The 14,202-nt window shown below is 42.5% G+C and carries 15 protein-coding genes, 1 pseudogene and 1 riboswitch; of the genes and pseudogenes, 9 read left to right on the forward strand and 7 right to left on the reverse strand.

From position 1 onward, the window contains the following. The first annotated feature begins 31 nt into the window (after positions 1–31). From ACFQZR_RS09720 to ACFQZR_RS09730, 3 genes and pseudogenes are all read left to right on the forward strand, one after another. A pseudogene (locus tag ACFQZR_RS09720) lies at positions 32–336 on the forward strand (DUF4303 domain-containing protein). A gap of 227 nt (positions 337–563) precedes the next feature. After that, a riboswitch (SAM riboswitch) is annotated at positions 564–692 on the forward strand. Positions 693–792: 100 nt separating this feature from the next. After that, positions 793–1,326 carry a hypothetical protein gene (locus ACFQZR_RS09725; RefSeq protein WP_379345253.1) on the forward strand — a complete coding sequence of 178 codons (534 nt, stop codon included), beginning with the start codon at positions 793–795 and terminating at the stop codon, positions 1,324–1,326. Positions 1,327–1,704: 378 nt separating this feature from the next. Further along, positions 1,705–2,370: a hypothetical protein gene (locus ACFQZR_RS09730; protein ID WP_379345255.1), complete on the forward strand. Its 666-nt coding sequence runs from the start codon at positions 1,705–1,707 to the stop codon at positions 2,368–2,370. Between the two features lie 187 nt (positions 2,371–2,557). On the opposite strand, the gene ACFQZR_RS09735 is transcribed toward ACFQZR_RS09730, so the two are convergent. From ACFQZR_RS09735 to ACFQZR_RS09755, 5 genes are all read right to left on the reverse strand, one after another. Next, on the reverse strand, positions 2,558–2,974 hold the full coding sequence (locus ACFQZR_RS09735) for a hypothetical protein (protein WP_379345257.1): 417 nt from the start codon (positions 2,972–2,974) through the stop codon (positions 2,558–2,560). A 138-nt stretch (positions 2,975–3,112) separates the two neighbouring features. Further along, entirely contained in the window at positions 3,113–3,412 is a 300-nt protein-coding gene (locus ACFQZR_RS09740; RefSeq protein WP_379345259.1) for a hypothetical protein, read from the reverse strand. A gap of 504 nt (positions 3,413–3,916) precedes the next feature. Next, on the reverse strand, positions 3,917–4,084 hold the full coding sequence (locus ACFQZR_RS09745; protein WP_379348786.1) for an NUDIX domain-containing protein: 168 nt from the start codon (positions 4,082–4,084) through the stop codon (positions 3,917–3,919). A 74-nt stretch (positions 4,085–4,158) separates the two neighbouring features. Beyond that, a complete protein-coding gene (locus ACFQZR_RS09750; protein WP_379345261.1) occupies positions 4,159–5,301 on the reverse strand; it encodes a sensor histidine kinase in 1,143 nt (380 codons plus the stop codon). Then, positions 5,298–5,984 carry a response regulator transcription factor gene (locus tag ACFQZR_RS09755; protein ID WP_379345263.1) on the reverse strand — a complete coding sequence of 229 codons (687 nt, stop codon included), beginning with the start codon at positions 5,982–5,984 and terminating at the stop codon, positions 5,298–5,300. Before ACFQZR_RS09755 ends, ACFQZR_RS09750 begins: the two co-directional genes overlap by 4 nt. A 171-nt stretch (positions 5,985–6,155) precedes the next feature. On the opposite strand from ACFQZR_RS09755, the gene ACFQZR_RS09760 reads away from it, so the two are divergent. The 6 genes from ACFQZR_RS09760 (at position 6,156) to ACFQZR_RS09785 (ending at position 12,017) form a co-directional block, all read left to right on the forward strand. Beyond that, complete coding sequence (locus tag ACFQZR_RS09760; RefSeq protein WP_379345265.1) at positions 6,156–6,548, forward strand: DUF6223 family protein; 393 nt, start codon at positions 6,156–6,158, stop codon at positions 6,546–6,548. After that, positions 6,538–7,023, forward strand: a complete 486-nt coding sequence (locus ACFQZR_RS09765) for a DUF6223 family protein (protein WP_379345267.1) — start codon at positions 6,538–6,540, stop codon at positions 7,021–7,023. Before ACFQZR_RS09760 ends, ACFQZR_RS09765 begins: the two co-directional genes overlap by 11 nt. 246 nt (positions 7,024–7,269) lie before the next feature. Further along, the gene (locus ACFQZR_RS09770) at positions 7,270–8,499 is read left to right on the forward strand and encodes a cytochrome P450 family protein (RefSeq protein WP_379345269.1); all 1,230 of its coding nucleotides are present in this window, start codon (positions 7,270–7,272) and stop codon (positions 8,497–8,499) included. A 146-nt stretch (positions 8,500–8,645) separates the two neighbouring features. Further along, positions 8,646–9,038, forward strand: a complete 393-nt coding sequence (locus tag ACFQZR_RS09775) for a DUF6223 family protein (RefSeq protein ID WP_379345271.1) — start codon at positions 8,646–8,648, stop codon at positions 9,036–9,038. Positions 9,039–9,403: 365 nt separating this feature from the next. Continuing rightward, positions 9,404–9,787, forward strand: coding sequence for a DUF6223 family protein (locus ACFQZR_RS09780; RefSeq protein ID WP_379345273.1), 384 nt, complete (start codon positions 9,404–9,406; stop codon positions 9,785–9,787). A 775-nt stretch (positions 9,788–10,562) separates the two neighbouring features. Next, positions 10,563–12,017, forward strand: coding sequence for an alpha/beta hydrolase family protein (locus ACFQZR_RS09785; protein WP_379345275.1), 1,455 nt, complete (start codon positions 10,563–10,565; stop codon positions 12,015–12,017). A 534-nt stretch (positions 12,018–12,551) separates the two neighbouring features. Here the strand turns inward: ACFQZR_RS09785 and ACFQZR_RS09790 are convergent. Further along, the gene (locus tag ACFQZR_RS09790) at positions 12,552–12,941 is read right to left on the reverse strand and encodes a cytidine/deoxycytidylate deaminase family protein (protein WP_379345277.1); all 390 of its coding nucleotides are present in this window, start codon (positions 12,939–12,941) and stop codon (positions 12,552–12,554) included. A gap of 240 nt (positions 12,942–13,181) precedes the next feature. After that, on the reverse strand, positions 13,182–14,075 hold the full coding sequence (locus ACFQZR_RS09795) for an AraC family transcriptional regulator (protein WP_379345279.1): 894 nt from the start codon (positions 14,073–14,075) through the stop codon (positions 13,182–13,184). Positions 14,076–14,202 lie beyond the last annotated feature (127 nt).

Raw genomic sequence — 14,202 nt, forward strand, 5'->3', positions numbered from 1 at the left:
GGCGGTAAACTCAACCGATAACTTGAACAACATGATTGCTGGCGATCCTGATGATGCAATTTATTATCGCTGGAGTCCAGGGGAATGGGATCATGAATTTGAAGGTGCTGAATATTTTGCGGAATATCTAATCTATTGTTTAACGAAGTGAAGGGTATGAAATCGGTGGAAAGCGTCAGACATTTTAAAGAGAAAGTATACGAGTGTTGCGTGGCAGCGCTTGATTCGCTGAACGAAGAAGGCTTTTTCTTCGATTTGAACGAATCTGGGGTACTGGTCTTTACTGTTTCGGATGCTACGAATGCTCTAGAAAGCTCGCTATTATGGCGCGTATAAACCCGGAAGGTTCCGTTCTCGGCGGGTAGGATAAGGCGATGGAAATCGATCTTCGGAAATAGGTTGTAACTTACCAAAAAGGATTTTGGGAATTTATAAAAAAATATCATTGTACAAAAATCGAAGATGGGGTTCAAACTTGGTTCCTCTCTGACCTCTTTTACGTCGAGGTACCTTGACATCAGAATGCTTTATAGTATTATAAAAATAATTGAATATGTTGAATTTTCTTATCAAGAGTAGGTGGAGGGACTAGCCCGATGAAACCCGGCAACCGACAAACCTTTGTTACCAAAGGAATGCACGGTGCTAATTCTTGCAGAAAAGCTGTACTAAGCGAATCTGGGAGATAAGAGCGAGGATATGACTTTGAATTCTTATGACCTTTCTCTGATTCTAGAGAAGGTCATTTTTGTTTTCATGAGCTAACTAAACATGTGTAAAGGTGTGATAAGGATGCCGATCACGATTCCTAACAATGAAACTGTCGAGTATCACCAAGATATTCATCCCCTTCGTATTGGTTTGCTAAATTTGAAAAAATCAGCGATTGGTCTTTCTTTTGAAAGTTCGCAGCAGTGTAAGATTACCCGAATAGAATGTTTTCGATTTGACAGTAAACATACAGAAAAGCTGCAACTTGGACATGGAACAGATGATATCTGCGGGCTAATTGCTATCTCCACAAATACAGGAGCAGTTGGCTTAAGGGAATTTGAGATCCCTTGTAACAGCCTGAGGTCCGATTTGACTATGTGGGCTGCTCTTTTCCAGCGAATTAAAGGTCTGACCTTGACGGAAAGCATGAAATATGCTCAATTAAAGCAAGAGGCATGGGGACCTGTGAGATTTGAATTAATTGAGTCCGCAATAATGGATATAATTGAAAAAAATGAATTAGCATTAATAAACAACAAGGATCAAAGATACTTCTACTTCTGGGATCGGGCATACATATTTAACCATACGCAAGCGTACATCTCTTTTTAAGAGATTAACAATCCTACCCGTAAGCGGAACAAAGAGCTGCAACACGGCTTCCCCAAAGCAGACCGACGGCCCGAAGATTCCGAGTGTCTGCTTTGGGGCTGAATTACAAAGATGGTTTGTTCAATCAAGCTAACGTTCTCCGTTAGTTTAACAATCTCACAGTCATCCCTTCATAATAATCGATCTTTCACGAAGAAAAACAACTGGAAGGAATTAGATGCCAGTACATAGAATAATATTAAATGGATCTATAGGAGGGATTACGTATGTTCAATAATGTCCTATATTGATATGCTTTCCATCAAGGAGGGATAACGTATGTTTAATAACAAACCCCGATTAACAAGCTAGATAACTTAATTAATAGGGGATGAATATATGGTAATCGCTAATAACATTATTAAGCACCATTTTGAAAATATTTATTTTATTACAGGTAGTGCCTGCGGTGGAAAAACGACCGTATCTAAGTTCCTTGCAAATAAATATGATTTAATTCTTTATAGTTGGGATGATCGGTTTGCAGAATATCAAGCAATAGCGCATCCTAATTACCAGCCTGCAATGAGCCAACGTTCGAATATTACTTCCTGGGAAGAATACTTTATGAGACCTGTAGAGGCGTTTGCTGATTGGTTAGCAAGTTCATTTAAGGAACAAACTAGCATGGCGACTGTCGACTTATTGAGGCTATCTGGCAATGTTGGTGGCAAAAAAATAATTGTAGATGGCTTTTTCACCGCGGACATATTAAAAGAAATAACAGACTACAGTCGGGTATTTTTCTTGCTTGCATCTGAAGAAGTCATACGTCATGATTATTTTAATCGTGAAGAAAAACGAGAAATGTTAGAGTGCATAAACGGACTGAAAAACCCAAATGCAGCTATTGAAAATACCTTTCATACAATGTTGTATAAGCAAGAAGAGCGTGATAAAGCTATTCGGGAAAGTGGTTTCAGATATAACACTAGAGATAATCTCAACACTAACCCATTGGATTTAATTCGGGAAGTCGAAGAACATTTCGGATTTGGTAGATAACATTAATTAATAACGATTCTAAAGCTTGGCAATTCGCCAGGCTTTTTCTAATTATCACATTACTTCTTATGGAGCATTCCTGCCAGTTAGCGCAACGCGGCTGCCGATCCATGCCGGCAGCCGCGTTTTAGTTATTTTATTAAGCTATCGTGTCCCGTTAGCTTAACCAAATTCAGGTATGACATCGCTATTGACTTACAGGTATTTCAAGCGTGGTTCTATCAGGGTATAATACAAATTCCCACACTTTTCCGTCATCTCCCTTGTAGAAGAAAGAATACATAAAAGCTTTTTCCTTCTGGAAGTTAATAAATAACTGGTTTACAACATTGCCATCGATTATATCTTCGTGGGCTACCACATCTAATCTTCGTTCATAGTTTGTGTCCTCATTGGTGGTATCATAAAGCCATAGTAGGCCACCATCTGCATCACCTGAGATATAGTCTTTTCCAAATCTTTTTTCTACTTCTGACTTCGAAAGACCAATTTCTGCTTTTTCCTTTACAAACTCTTTATCTAATGTTCTGGCTGATTCACCTGTGCAACCTGAAAATACAAAGATAACAACAAAGACTAGACAGGCAGTGAGTAACTTCCTCATAGTAGTCCTCCCCTGGCAAGAAATAATCCCATTTATGTTGACGCTATTAATACAGTTGCGTATAACTGCCCTCTGGTTGTGTAAATATAAAAAAAGGCTATCCTCTTAATGTGATGATGATGAAGATAGCCTTTTTTATTATTTTTTTATAAATGTCCCGTAGTCCGTTATTACCTGTCTGGTGCTATCAGTTATATCGTCTTCATTGTAAACAATTTCAGAGGAATTAAATTGTTTATTAGAAGCAGCAGTTCTTTCGAATACACCATATTTGGTATTAATACTTTCTACGGAGTTTAGTACGTTAGCAATTTCTTGCGAACTCATTTTTTTCTGAGGAGTAAACATTGCATTATTAGCAAATATAGTAGTTGCTAATACCCCGCTTACAACGATGACGCTAAAACATACCGCTATTAGTTTCTTTTTTTTATTCATGTGATCATTCCTTTAGTTAATGTAATCATTACCGGTTGGTAATGTTGCCCAATTACACCTCCCAAAATTTAACTTATATTCATTATTTAGACGAGCATATCATAATAATTGTTTCTTATAAAAAAAGACCGTTTGTTCCTCGTTCGCGAAATTATTAAACTATCCTGCCCGTTAGCGCAACGCGGCTGCCGATCCATGCCGGCAGCCGCGTCTTAGTTATTTATGAAGCTATAGTGTCCCGTTAGTTTAATCTCTCTTCTCTGTTCAATGTTTTATGCCTTAAGTAAAATCTAACTCTTTTAACTCTGGAACAACAAACTGAGGAATTATTCTGTAATTATCAAGTTGTTCTAAGCTGACCCACAGGTTAATAAATTCCTCCTCGTTACTTATAAATTCAGACTCATGAAGGTAAAGAGGGCTATTTGGGGGAAGAGTGACAAGTTAAAACAGTGCTATTTCATGGAGGTAAATCGTTGGATACGTAGAAAAGTTCTCGACAACTCATACAAGTCTTTTGTCAATAATAGGAACAGCGTACTCTTCGCAGATCTCCCTTTCAATTGTTTTGCTCGCATCTTCAAAATGCTCTGCTCTTCCCCCAGGTAAAAACCATCTTTCATTTTCTATTGATCTTTGTAATAGAATTTTGTTGTTGTGGATTGGCAGCATATGCACACCGGAACCCAGGGGCAATCGTAATGAGGAAGTCCTGCATGTTTCTGCGCCGGAGTTGTCAAATTTCTTTAAATCTCATTGCCTTTAGGTAGATATACGGTAAATATAGTACCTTCATCAGGCTGACTCGCAACGCGGATGAAACCGCCATGGGCTCTTACAAAATGATGGACGATGGATAATCCGAGCCCCGTACCGCCTGTATGCCGCGAGCGCGCTTCTTCTACCCGGTAAAATCGATCGAATAGGTGGGGCAACTCCTCCGCCGGTATTCCGATGCCGGTATCGATCACCGAGACACACGCAAAGATAGCTTTCCGGTCAACGACCCGGTCTTCGATTTTAACTGTAATCTTCCCTCCACGAGGCGTATAACGAATCGCATTGGTCAGCAAATTAATGAAAACCTGCGTGATCCGTCTCGCATCGACCATCATGGTAACCGGTCTTGAATTCGTACAGAGGCGAATATCCAATCCGTTTTCTTCCACTTCGTATCTCACGTCATCCACAATTCGTTCCAGGTGTGCAGACAGATCGAGCGGTTTGCGATCGAGCGACAACCGGCCCGCTTCGGCGAGCGATAAGACATGAAGGTCGTCCACAAGCTGGTTGAGCCGGATGACTTCGTCATGCAGCCGAAGCAGCATTTCCGGCGAGATATCATGACCGGCCTGCTGATAATTTTCCAGTTTAAGCTGCATAACGGACAGCGGCGTGCGAAGCTCGTGAGCGACATCAGCCACTAACCGTCTTCGGGCTTCTTCGGCTTCACGCAGGCGAAACGTCATATCATTGAACGTTTGGGCGACTTTTCCATACTCATCTTTCGTGTCTACAGGTACTTTGACTTTCAGGTCACCCTGCGCCACGCGCTCTATGGCGGCTATAAGCTTTTTGAGCGGGTGGGTCAGAACCCCCGATAACCAAAAACTGAAGATCAACCCAATCGCGCCAAAAAAGAGCAACCGCATGCCATGCGTAACTTGAAGCAGTGCGTCCAGCCGCGTGTTGCCAAGGAAATAAGATTTAAAGATTTCGAATTGCTCTTTGGGCGCGGAGCTCAAATAGTCGGTATAGATTTGTTCCCTTTGAAATTGATCGATCAAGTCGGCTGTGTAGACTTGCGTTGTCAGAGAGAAAGTGAAGCTTACAATGAGCACGAGCAGTACCATATAGGCAAATATTTTCATGCGGACCGTCATCTTCATGAACGTTCACCGAATCGGTAACCGAAACCGTATACCGTTTGAATATAACGGGGATTGGCCAGATCATCTTCCAGCTTGCGGCGAAGATTCCGGATATGGGAATCCATCGTTCTTTCGTATCCCATGTACTCATCCTCCAAAGCAGCCTTTAACAATTGCAAACGGCTAAAGACAATGCCAGGATGACCAGCCAGTATCAACAAAATTTTGAATTCGGTAGGTGTTAATTGGATTTCCTGACCGTCTTTGAATACCTGACATTTAGCCTCGGAAATGATCAAGTTGTCTCTTTCCAAGAACATCGACCTATCTTCAGGTCCGCGTAAGCGGCGAAGTAAAGCTCGGATGCGCGAAGCGAGCTCGCGCAAGCTGAACGGCTTCGTCAAATAATCATCCGCGCCGATTTCCAGACCGACAATTTTATCCGATTCATCCGATCGTGCCGTGACCATAATAATGCCGCAATGCGAGGTTTGCCTTATTTCGCGGCATACGTCGATTCCGCTTTTCTCCGGGAGCATCCAATCAAGCACGACGAGATCAGGCCGTTCAGACCGGGCAATCATGAGCGCTTCCTTGCCGGTACAGGCAATCAATACCCGGAACCCTTCACGTTGCAAATAGGTCTGCATCTCCTCCAGCATGCCCGGTTCGTCCTCCACAAGCAACAATTTCGGTTCCATTCCCATCACATCTTTCCCTTTAGTCTGCTTCCATTGACGAGAGTTATATCGCTTACCGAAATTATACCGTGATTTGGTAGGTCCTTGAAGAAATCCACGCAAAAAGAGGAAGATCTGCATAAGTTCTCGACATTTGTTGTGTAAACTGGGGGTGAAAGGAGGGAAATCATCGTGAAAATAAAACTCATTTCATTCATAATCCTTTGTACATTTCTACTGGTGCCAACGATCGCCTTTGCTGAAGGGACTGGTGTTGGTTATGGTAGTATCACCCCTGGGCGGCTCTTGACTTTCGCGGCTGTGTTGATTGGGCTAAGCAGCGCACTTCTTGCTGGGATTGCTCTTGCCCGTCCAACCAATCGTTTTGCTACAGGTCAATGGCCTGTTCTGTCCATCGTGTTGGGTCTGTTTTGTTTGCTTCTCTCCATGTTTCATCTAGCCGTTACGCCTGCTGGTTTTGGTGCTGGCAACGGACGTGCTGGAGCGATCATAGCGACCGTGATTGGACTGATCGGCTTGGTGCTCGCTGGAATGGCTTGGTTCCGCTCTCTTCGTGACAAATAATTCGAATATTTTTTCTGTTTCTCTTAAGAACGTGAAGTTAGTTTGTAAACTGATCGTGAAAGGAAGGGTAGGCATGAAAATAAAACTCGTTTCATTTGTAATCCTTTGTACATTTTTCCTTGTGCCGACGATTGCCTCAGCTGACTCAGCTGAACAAGTCTACGGTTTTACTCCCGCACGAATCAAGATCCTCGTGACCGTGGTGATGGGGTTGGGCAGTGTGGGCATCGCTTGGTTGTCTTTGGCCCGTGCCTCTGATCGTTCTGGCAAAGGTAATTGGCGAATTGCGACCCTCGTGGCCATCGCGTTGGCATTGATTGCCTTTTTTATCGCTGGGCCGCATTTTGTTTACACTACCGGCGATATTGGTTCCGGTAACGGGCGAGGTGGTGCCGCCTTTGTCGTCATACTGTCGATCATCACGATCGTCCTCTCTGGAATGGCTTGGTTCGCCTCCCGATATCGCACTAGCTGAACCGAAACATTTACCAAATATGGCGAATGAACAGAGTGACGAGGCGATGTTCGGCGAGGCGAAACTTGTTTCTGAGTGAAGCGAGTTTTTCACACAAAGTGTACGAGTTTCGCTATGGCACTTAAGCGCCAAGTCTCACTATGGTGCACCGTCCACCGAACAGCGACCCAAGAAGACGCGGAAGATGTAGTGCAGGATGTGTTTGTTAATGCGTGTACAGAATAAACATGAAAGGGAGATCGAAATATGTCAATTTCGAATCATAAAGCACCTCTACTCGATTTGTTTTCTTCTGAATTTAAAGGTAAAGCCTATTCTTTTTACACAAGACTCAGGGAAAATGAGCCCGTTTATCGTTTCATGCTTCCTAACGGTCAAATTGCTTGGCTCATTACACAATACGAAGATGCACAGGCAGCATTAAAAGACAATCGGTTTATTAAGAATCCACATACACTGTTGAGCCAAGAACAAATGAACAAATTGATTCCCATGCTGGAAAGGGATTTACTCATTAACCATATGGCGCTCTCTGATCCCCCAGATCATACCCGCTTGCGTAACTTAGTTGAAAAAGCTTTCACGCCAAAAATGATCAAGGAATTGCTTGGTCGAATTCAAGAGATCACTGACACGTTACTAGATGAGATTCAAGACAAAGGGAAAATGAATGTAATTGATGAGTTTGCTTTCCCTTTGCCTATCATTGTGATTTTTGAAATGTTGGGAATTCCTACAAAAGACCGTGATCAGTTCCGAGAATGGTCTAACGTAATAATTGAGGCTATTACTACTGACATCCCCGAGAAAATGCAGGAGGCTCTCCCAAAGATTCAGTCTTTAATTAAATACATTGGTCATCTGATTGAAGAGCGGCGAAAAGATCCAACTGAAGACCTTGTTAGTGCTTTGATTCAAGCTGAGACTGAGGGAGAAAAACTTACAGAAAATGAATTGTATTCGATGATTTTCTTGCTCATTATTGCTGGATATGAAACGACGGTTAATTTGATTGGAAATGGTGTATTAGCTTTGTTGCAGCATCCAGAACAATTTGAAAAGCTCAAAAGTAATCCTGAACTTATCTCATCTGCGATTGAAGAAATATTACGTTTCTACGGACCTGTAGAGCTAGCGACTAGTCGATTCGCAGGTGAAGATGTTCTGTTACATGAGAAGTTAATACGTAAAGGAGATATGATTGTAGTAGCTTTAGCTTCCGCTAACCGTGATGAGACACAGTTTAAAAATCCGGATCTATTTGATATTACTAGAAAGAATAACCGTCATCTTGCCTTCGGTATGGGAATTCACTACTGTCTGGGTGCTCCACTAGCACGACTGGAAGGTCAGATTGCCCTTCTCACTTTACTGCGCAGAATGCCCAATCTTCGTCTGAATACAGATGCTGAAACGTTGAAATGGCGTCCTACTTTTATCATGCGTGGATTAATTGAATTACCAGTTGTGTTTTAATGTTGAGCCGCATTTTGTTTACACTACCGGCGATATTGGTTCCGGTAATGGGCGAGGTGGTGCCGCCTTTACTGTCATACTGTCGATCAAGTGAAAGCTGATATAGATTCAGTTTGTAAAAACAATAAAAGAGGAGGAATGAGCATATGAAAATGAAACTAGTTTCATTCGGAGTACTCTGTGCACTTCTACTTGTACCAACGATTGCCTTTGCTGAAAATAAAGTCGGATATGTAATCACGACCGGGCGAATCTGGTCCACGGTAGACGCGTTTGTGGGGCTGATGAACGCAATCTTTGCTGGGCTGTCTCTATCCCGCTCCATCCGTCGTATTGGCAATGGTGGGCGAAACGGGGCCATCATATCCGTAGTAGTGGCGCTGATCGTCATTATCTATGCTTTAATTCATATGACCATGTTCCCTGGTGATTTCGGCACTGGCGACGGAAGAGCTGCGGCTGTCATCGCCATCGTGACGGGGATCATTAGCATAGTTCTTGCCGGTATCACTCTGATCCGCTCTCGCCGTGCTGGCTGACCTAAATGGGTTTGAATATCTTGATCTGAATTTATCCTTAGGTAAAAGGTTATCTGGTTAATCCAAACCCAGATAACCTTTTATGATAAAAAATAAAAAACGTTTTACATACCACACATATTTCGCGATCAACGAAGTGCCACTGAGCATATTTACCCAGCCGTTTTAAATTTTTATTCTTAGAAGGCCCACACAACGTATTGAATGAATAACAGATTTCAATCGATTTTTCACTACTCTCACATCACTTTAAAGAAATCCACGTAAACAGAGGAAAATCTGCATAAGTTCTCGACATTTGTTGTGTAAAGTGAAAGCTGATATAGATTCAGTTTGTAAAAACAATAAAGAGGAGGAATGAGCATATGAAAATGAAACTAGTTTCATTCGGAATACTTTATACAACGATTGCTTCTGCTGAAATGGTTGGCGGTAGTGATGAAATGACCATCGAACTACTCAAGGCCATCGTGGTCGTGGTAATAGGGCTGATCAGCGTAGTCATCAGTGGGGTGGCTCTGGCCCGTTCCATCGGTCTTTTCGGCAACGGCAACGGACGAAACTGGGCCATCGTAGCCATCGTGATTGCTATGTTCAGCATCTATGTCGGCGGGCGGCATCTTTTCGACGCCACTGGTTTTTTCGGCACTAGCTACGGGCAAGCTGGGTCCATCGTAGCCATCGTGTTGGGGCTAATTGGCGTGGTTCTCGCTTGTCTAATTCTAGTCCGCTCCCGTCGCAAAAGCTGACCTAACAATGGGAACGGTTCTCTCGATTGCTGGTGTCAGCTATGCTGGCGAAATAACCACTCTGGGTGTCCAGTCATAAGAATTTTGCTCGACATAAGATATTTCAGAAGGGTGGGCGGGAAACCATTTTGGTGTGAGTGACAGGAAGAAAGCGGGTGTCTGTCATCTTGGAAAAAATGAAAACTGACCAATTATATTCCACTATTTTTTATTTTTTATGAGGGTAATTTCGGGCCTTAGGATCAGTGACATTTTGCCGCTGTGTGTGTGGGATGTGAAGTCGGCTACGCATCTCAAGGTGCGAGAGAAAAAGACTGGAAACACCTGTCGTATTTTGATGACGGATGCGCTAAAAAACGAAATCCAAAAGTATTGCCGTACACTATTGGATTCGGATTATTTGTTTCCTTCCCGGAATGGGGATAAGCCGCTTAGTTGTGTATAAGCTTGGAATATAATTAACGCGGCAGCGCGTGATGTCGGCATTCAGGATTCGATAGGGACACATAGGCAAGCGTCAATTAATGCCCACCTAGAAACAGCACCAAAGTCGAAACGTTTGCACGCGTATCGACTATAATGCCATAAATAAAAGCCTGGAACGATACGCATTTATTGAAAATCTTAGCTCTCGCTTTCAAAGTCTAATGCGTTTGCCATGGTTCGATAAGCCTGAAGGAAGCTTTTTTCGCATTTTACTTTTTTTTCATCCAACATGATATTGCAGATCTATTAGCAAAAATTTTTTGGTTAGTAATCAGTATGGGGTGATGTTATGAGACTAATTGAAATAATACTACTGTTTGCCAATTTACTGGCTTTTTTTGCCTTGGTAATCCCATTGCACCGGTCAATAAAGTGGGTACGATATTTGGCTCTCGTCCTGCTGCCAATAGCCGGTGTTCAGGTACTGGTTGAGGGTTCGCGCTGGGGGATGATCCCAGCTTATATCATGAGTGGGATACTCTTCGTGGCCTGCCTAGCTAAAAATATTGTGCGAAAGCCTAAACTTGGTGGAACGAGTATGATTAGGCGACTTGCTTTCGGTTTTACTATTGGTCTAGGTGCACTGGGACTGATAGTTTCTTCCGCTCTACCGATTCTTTTTCCTGTATTCCACTTACCACAACCGTCAGGACCTAACCAAATCGGTACATTGACCTATCATTGGGTAGATAAAACTCGCCCGGAGATTTTCACAAATGATCCCAATGATCGTCGTGAGATCATGGTACAGATTTGGTATCCAGCCAAAGGAAATCTATCATCGACGTACGCTCCCTACATTCAGGAGACGGACTCCCTAGCATCACTTGCCCACATGTTAGGTTTTCCGGGGTTTATCTTTGAGCAATTTAAATACGTTCAAACTCATGCTATTCCTTCTGCAACTGTGTCGACAGATGAGTCTAAATATCCAGTGCTAATTTTTTCAGCTGGGCGTGGAGGTTTTCGTCAAGAAAGCACCCATATGTTTGAGGAGTTGGCGTCACATGGCTACATTGTGGCTTCCATCGACCATCCTTACACCTCTAGCGGAGTAGTATTTCCTGATGGTCGTTTGATATCCCTCGACTCTCGCCTTCTTCCTGGGCCTCAGAGTGGTATACCAGCTGATCGCGAATTCTTTGACAACATTGTTATACCCTATCTCGCTAAGGACGTTATTTTTGCACTTGATCAACTCACAGCCTTAAACCAATCTGATCCGAGAAGAATCCTGACTGGACGATTGGATCTTAAGAACGTTGGTATGTTTGGACCTTCAATGGGTGGTCTTGTAGGTGCCGAAGCCAGTTACTTAGACCCTCGTTTGCGTGCCTTCATAGCAATGGATGTTCATATGCCTGCCAATGTGGTTCGTTCTGGTTTAAAGCAACCAACCATGTTTATCAGTCGTGAAGCTAAGTGGATGAAGATGGAAGGGTGGTCGAAAGAGGATATAGATAAAACTCAAATAACTATGAGGTCGGTTTACAAGAAACTGCTGAAAGACGGTTACTTAGTTTTGATACCTGGCACTTTTCACGTAAACTTTTCCGATGCGCCACTTTACTCACCACTGATGTCGTGGGCAGGCCTAACCGGACCAATCGATGGAGATCGAGCAAACAATATTATTGATTCTTACACATTGGCGTTCTTTGATAAGTACCTAAAGGATCTACCATCAAAACTGCTTGATGGACTACCAAAACAATATCCTGAAGTGCACTTTGAACAGCGGTGATCCTAGGTGGCACTAGGAAATCTTCTTGATAACCTGATCGTCTACATGTATTAACGTTGGTCGGTCGGATGGAGGAAATAGGGGAGAACTCAGCAACCGCAGTTCATGATTATTATTTAGTGACATCTGATGCAGTCAGTAAGCCGGAAAATCCAATGGAATATGCAGCTTCTTTCTTGAGTCACAGGCTTGATCTTCCTGATATATTTTGGGGCTGAAGAGAAACCCATGCTTAACACTTCAAAGCGAACTATGGATAGATCTTGTAGGCCGTCTATAAGATCTTGGACTACATTCATGAAGATGTCCCCCAGCGACTCATTCTAAATGTTCATTCCGCTATTTGAGCTCCAATGATTACTTTAAACTGCCCGTTAGTGAAACGCGGCTGCCGATTTATGCCGGCAGCCGCGTCTTAGTTATGTATTAAACTATCGTGTCCCGTTAGCGTAATGATTCTTTCCGAATGCCCTGATGTGTAAACATAGTTATGTGATGTAGCCGCCCCTTTCACCGAATTATCTTAAAAACTCTTTATAAACATGGGTAAGGTAATAAATCTGTGATTTTTTCCTTATGGTATTGCCCCTCTGATTGTAAAATTACAAAGCTTTCAGGTGCATATTCAAATATCAATTGTCTACAATTTCCACATGGTGGTAATACATTATGAGGCTGTTCCTTTCCATACACGGCTACAATGCACTCAAAATCACGCTCGCCTGAAGTAATAGCTGCACCTAAAGCTATTGCTTCAGCACATGATCCATGTATACCATCGAGATTGACTCCAACATATATATTTCCGTTATTACATCGCACAGCTGCACCAACAGTATGATTATATTTGGTATTATCAAAATTGCTTTCAATAATGTTTTCAGCTTTTTTTACTAATTCGAGATCATTGATATCTAATTCCATGTATCTTGAACCTCCGAACTTATGTTTTTTTGTATTTCGGTTATTTCACAAAATCTTTTTCGCGAACTTCGTAAATCCGCCGTGCCTAACGTGTTCGGCGAAACGGTTGAATTATCCTGCCCTTTAGTTCAATGAAAACAGCAGCTGATCGTTTGACCAGCTGCCTATATATCATGATTCAACTATCGTGTCCCGTTAGTTTAGCCCCATACTCAATTTACCGTGGTTTCGTACTCTCCTTTATGCTTTCAAGCGCTTTACATCCTGTCTAGGTGGGAAGCCAAACATTCGGGAATACTCGCGGCTAAATTGTGAGGAACTTTCATACCCTACTCGAAATGCCACATCAGTGGCATCTACTGACTCGGTTAATAATAGACGACGGGCTTCCTGAAGCCTTAATTCTTTCTGGAACTGAATAGGGCTCATAGCGGTTACCTCTTTGAAGTGTCTATGTAGCGATGAGACACTCATATTCACTATTTCCGCTAGTTCTTCAATCCGAAATGACTTATCATAGTTATTTGTTATATGTTCAATAACGCCTTTTATTTGATGGGCGGAACTACCCTCAATTGCAATCTGTTGAAGCCTAGTACCATGTTGACCTTGCAGAACCCTATACAGAATTTCTTTCGTAAACAGCGGCGCAAGAATGGGAATATCCTTCGGGTTGTCCAGCAAACGAGCTAACCTGATGACTGCATCCAACAAAGGTTGCTCCAGCTGGCTAACAAACATACCTCGCTTTGCGTTCTCTTTCGCTCCTTCTGAAATTTTAGATTCAAGTAAAACCTCTAGAATTTGATTCGCAGAAAATTCAAGTTTGAAACCCAAATAAGGAACGTCTGGAGTAGCTTCGGTGACTTGAGCAGTAACAGGCAAGTTGACGGATGCAATAAGATAATCTGCAGGATTGTACTTGAAGCGTTCCTGCCCCAGCAAAACCTCCTTCGCGCCTTGAACAACAATGCAAAAGGAAGGCTTGTAAACCCCATGTCGAGGTACGAACGCATTCGAGTCGCGTATGAAAACTAATGATGGAATGGCTGTAGTATGAACACCATCGTTTTCTACATAACGTTGAATAATTTTGGCAAGCTCATTTTGCTGCATAGCGATTAGTTCAGACATTTGTTCCTCCTCGTTCCGTCATTCTTCATAGTTCCATTATAATTGATTTTTCACTTCAAAATAGTGGGAGTGAGAGGATTAGGCAAACATTTGACATGAATGGGATAACGATTGCTTTGTCATCAGG

It is taken from the genome of Paenibacillus sp. GCM10027629, assembly GCF_042676425.1.
GTDB classification, from domain to species: domain Bacteria; phylum Bacillota; class Bacilli; order Paenibacillales; family Paenibacillaceae; genus Paenibacillus_K; species Paenibacillus_K terrigena.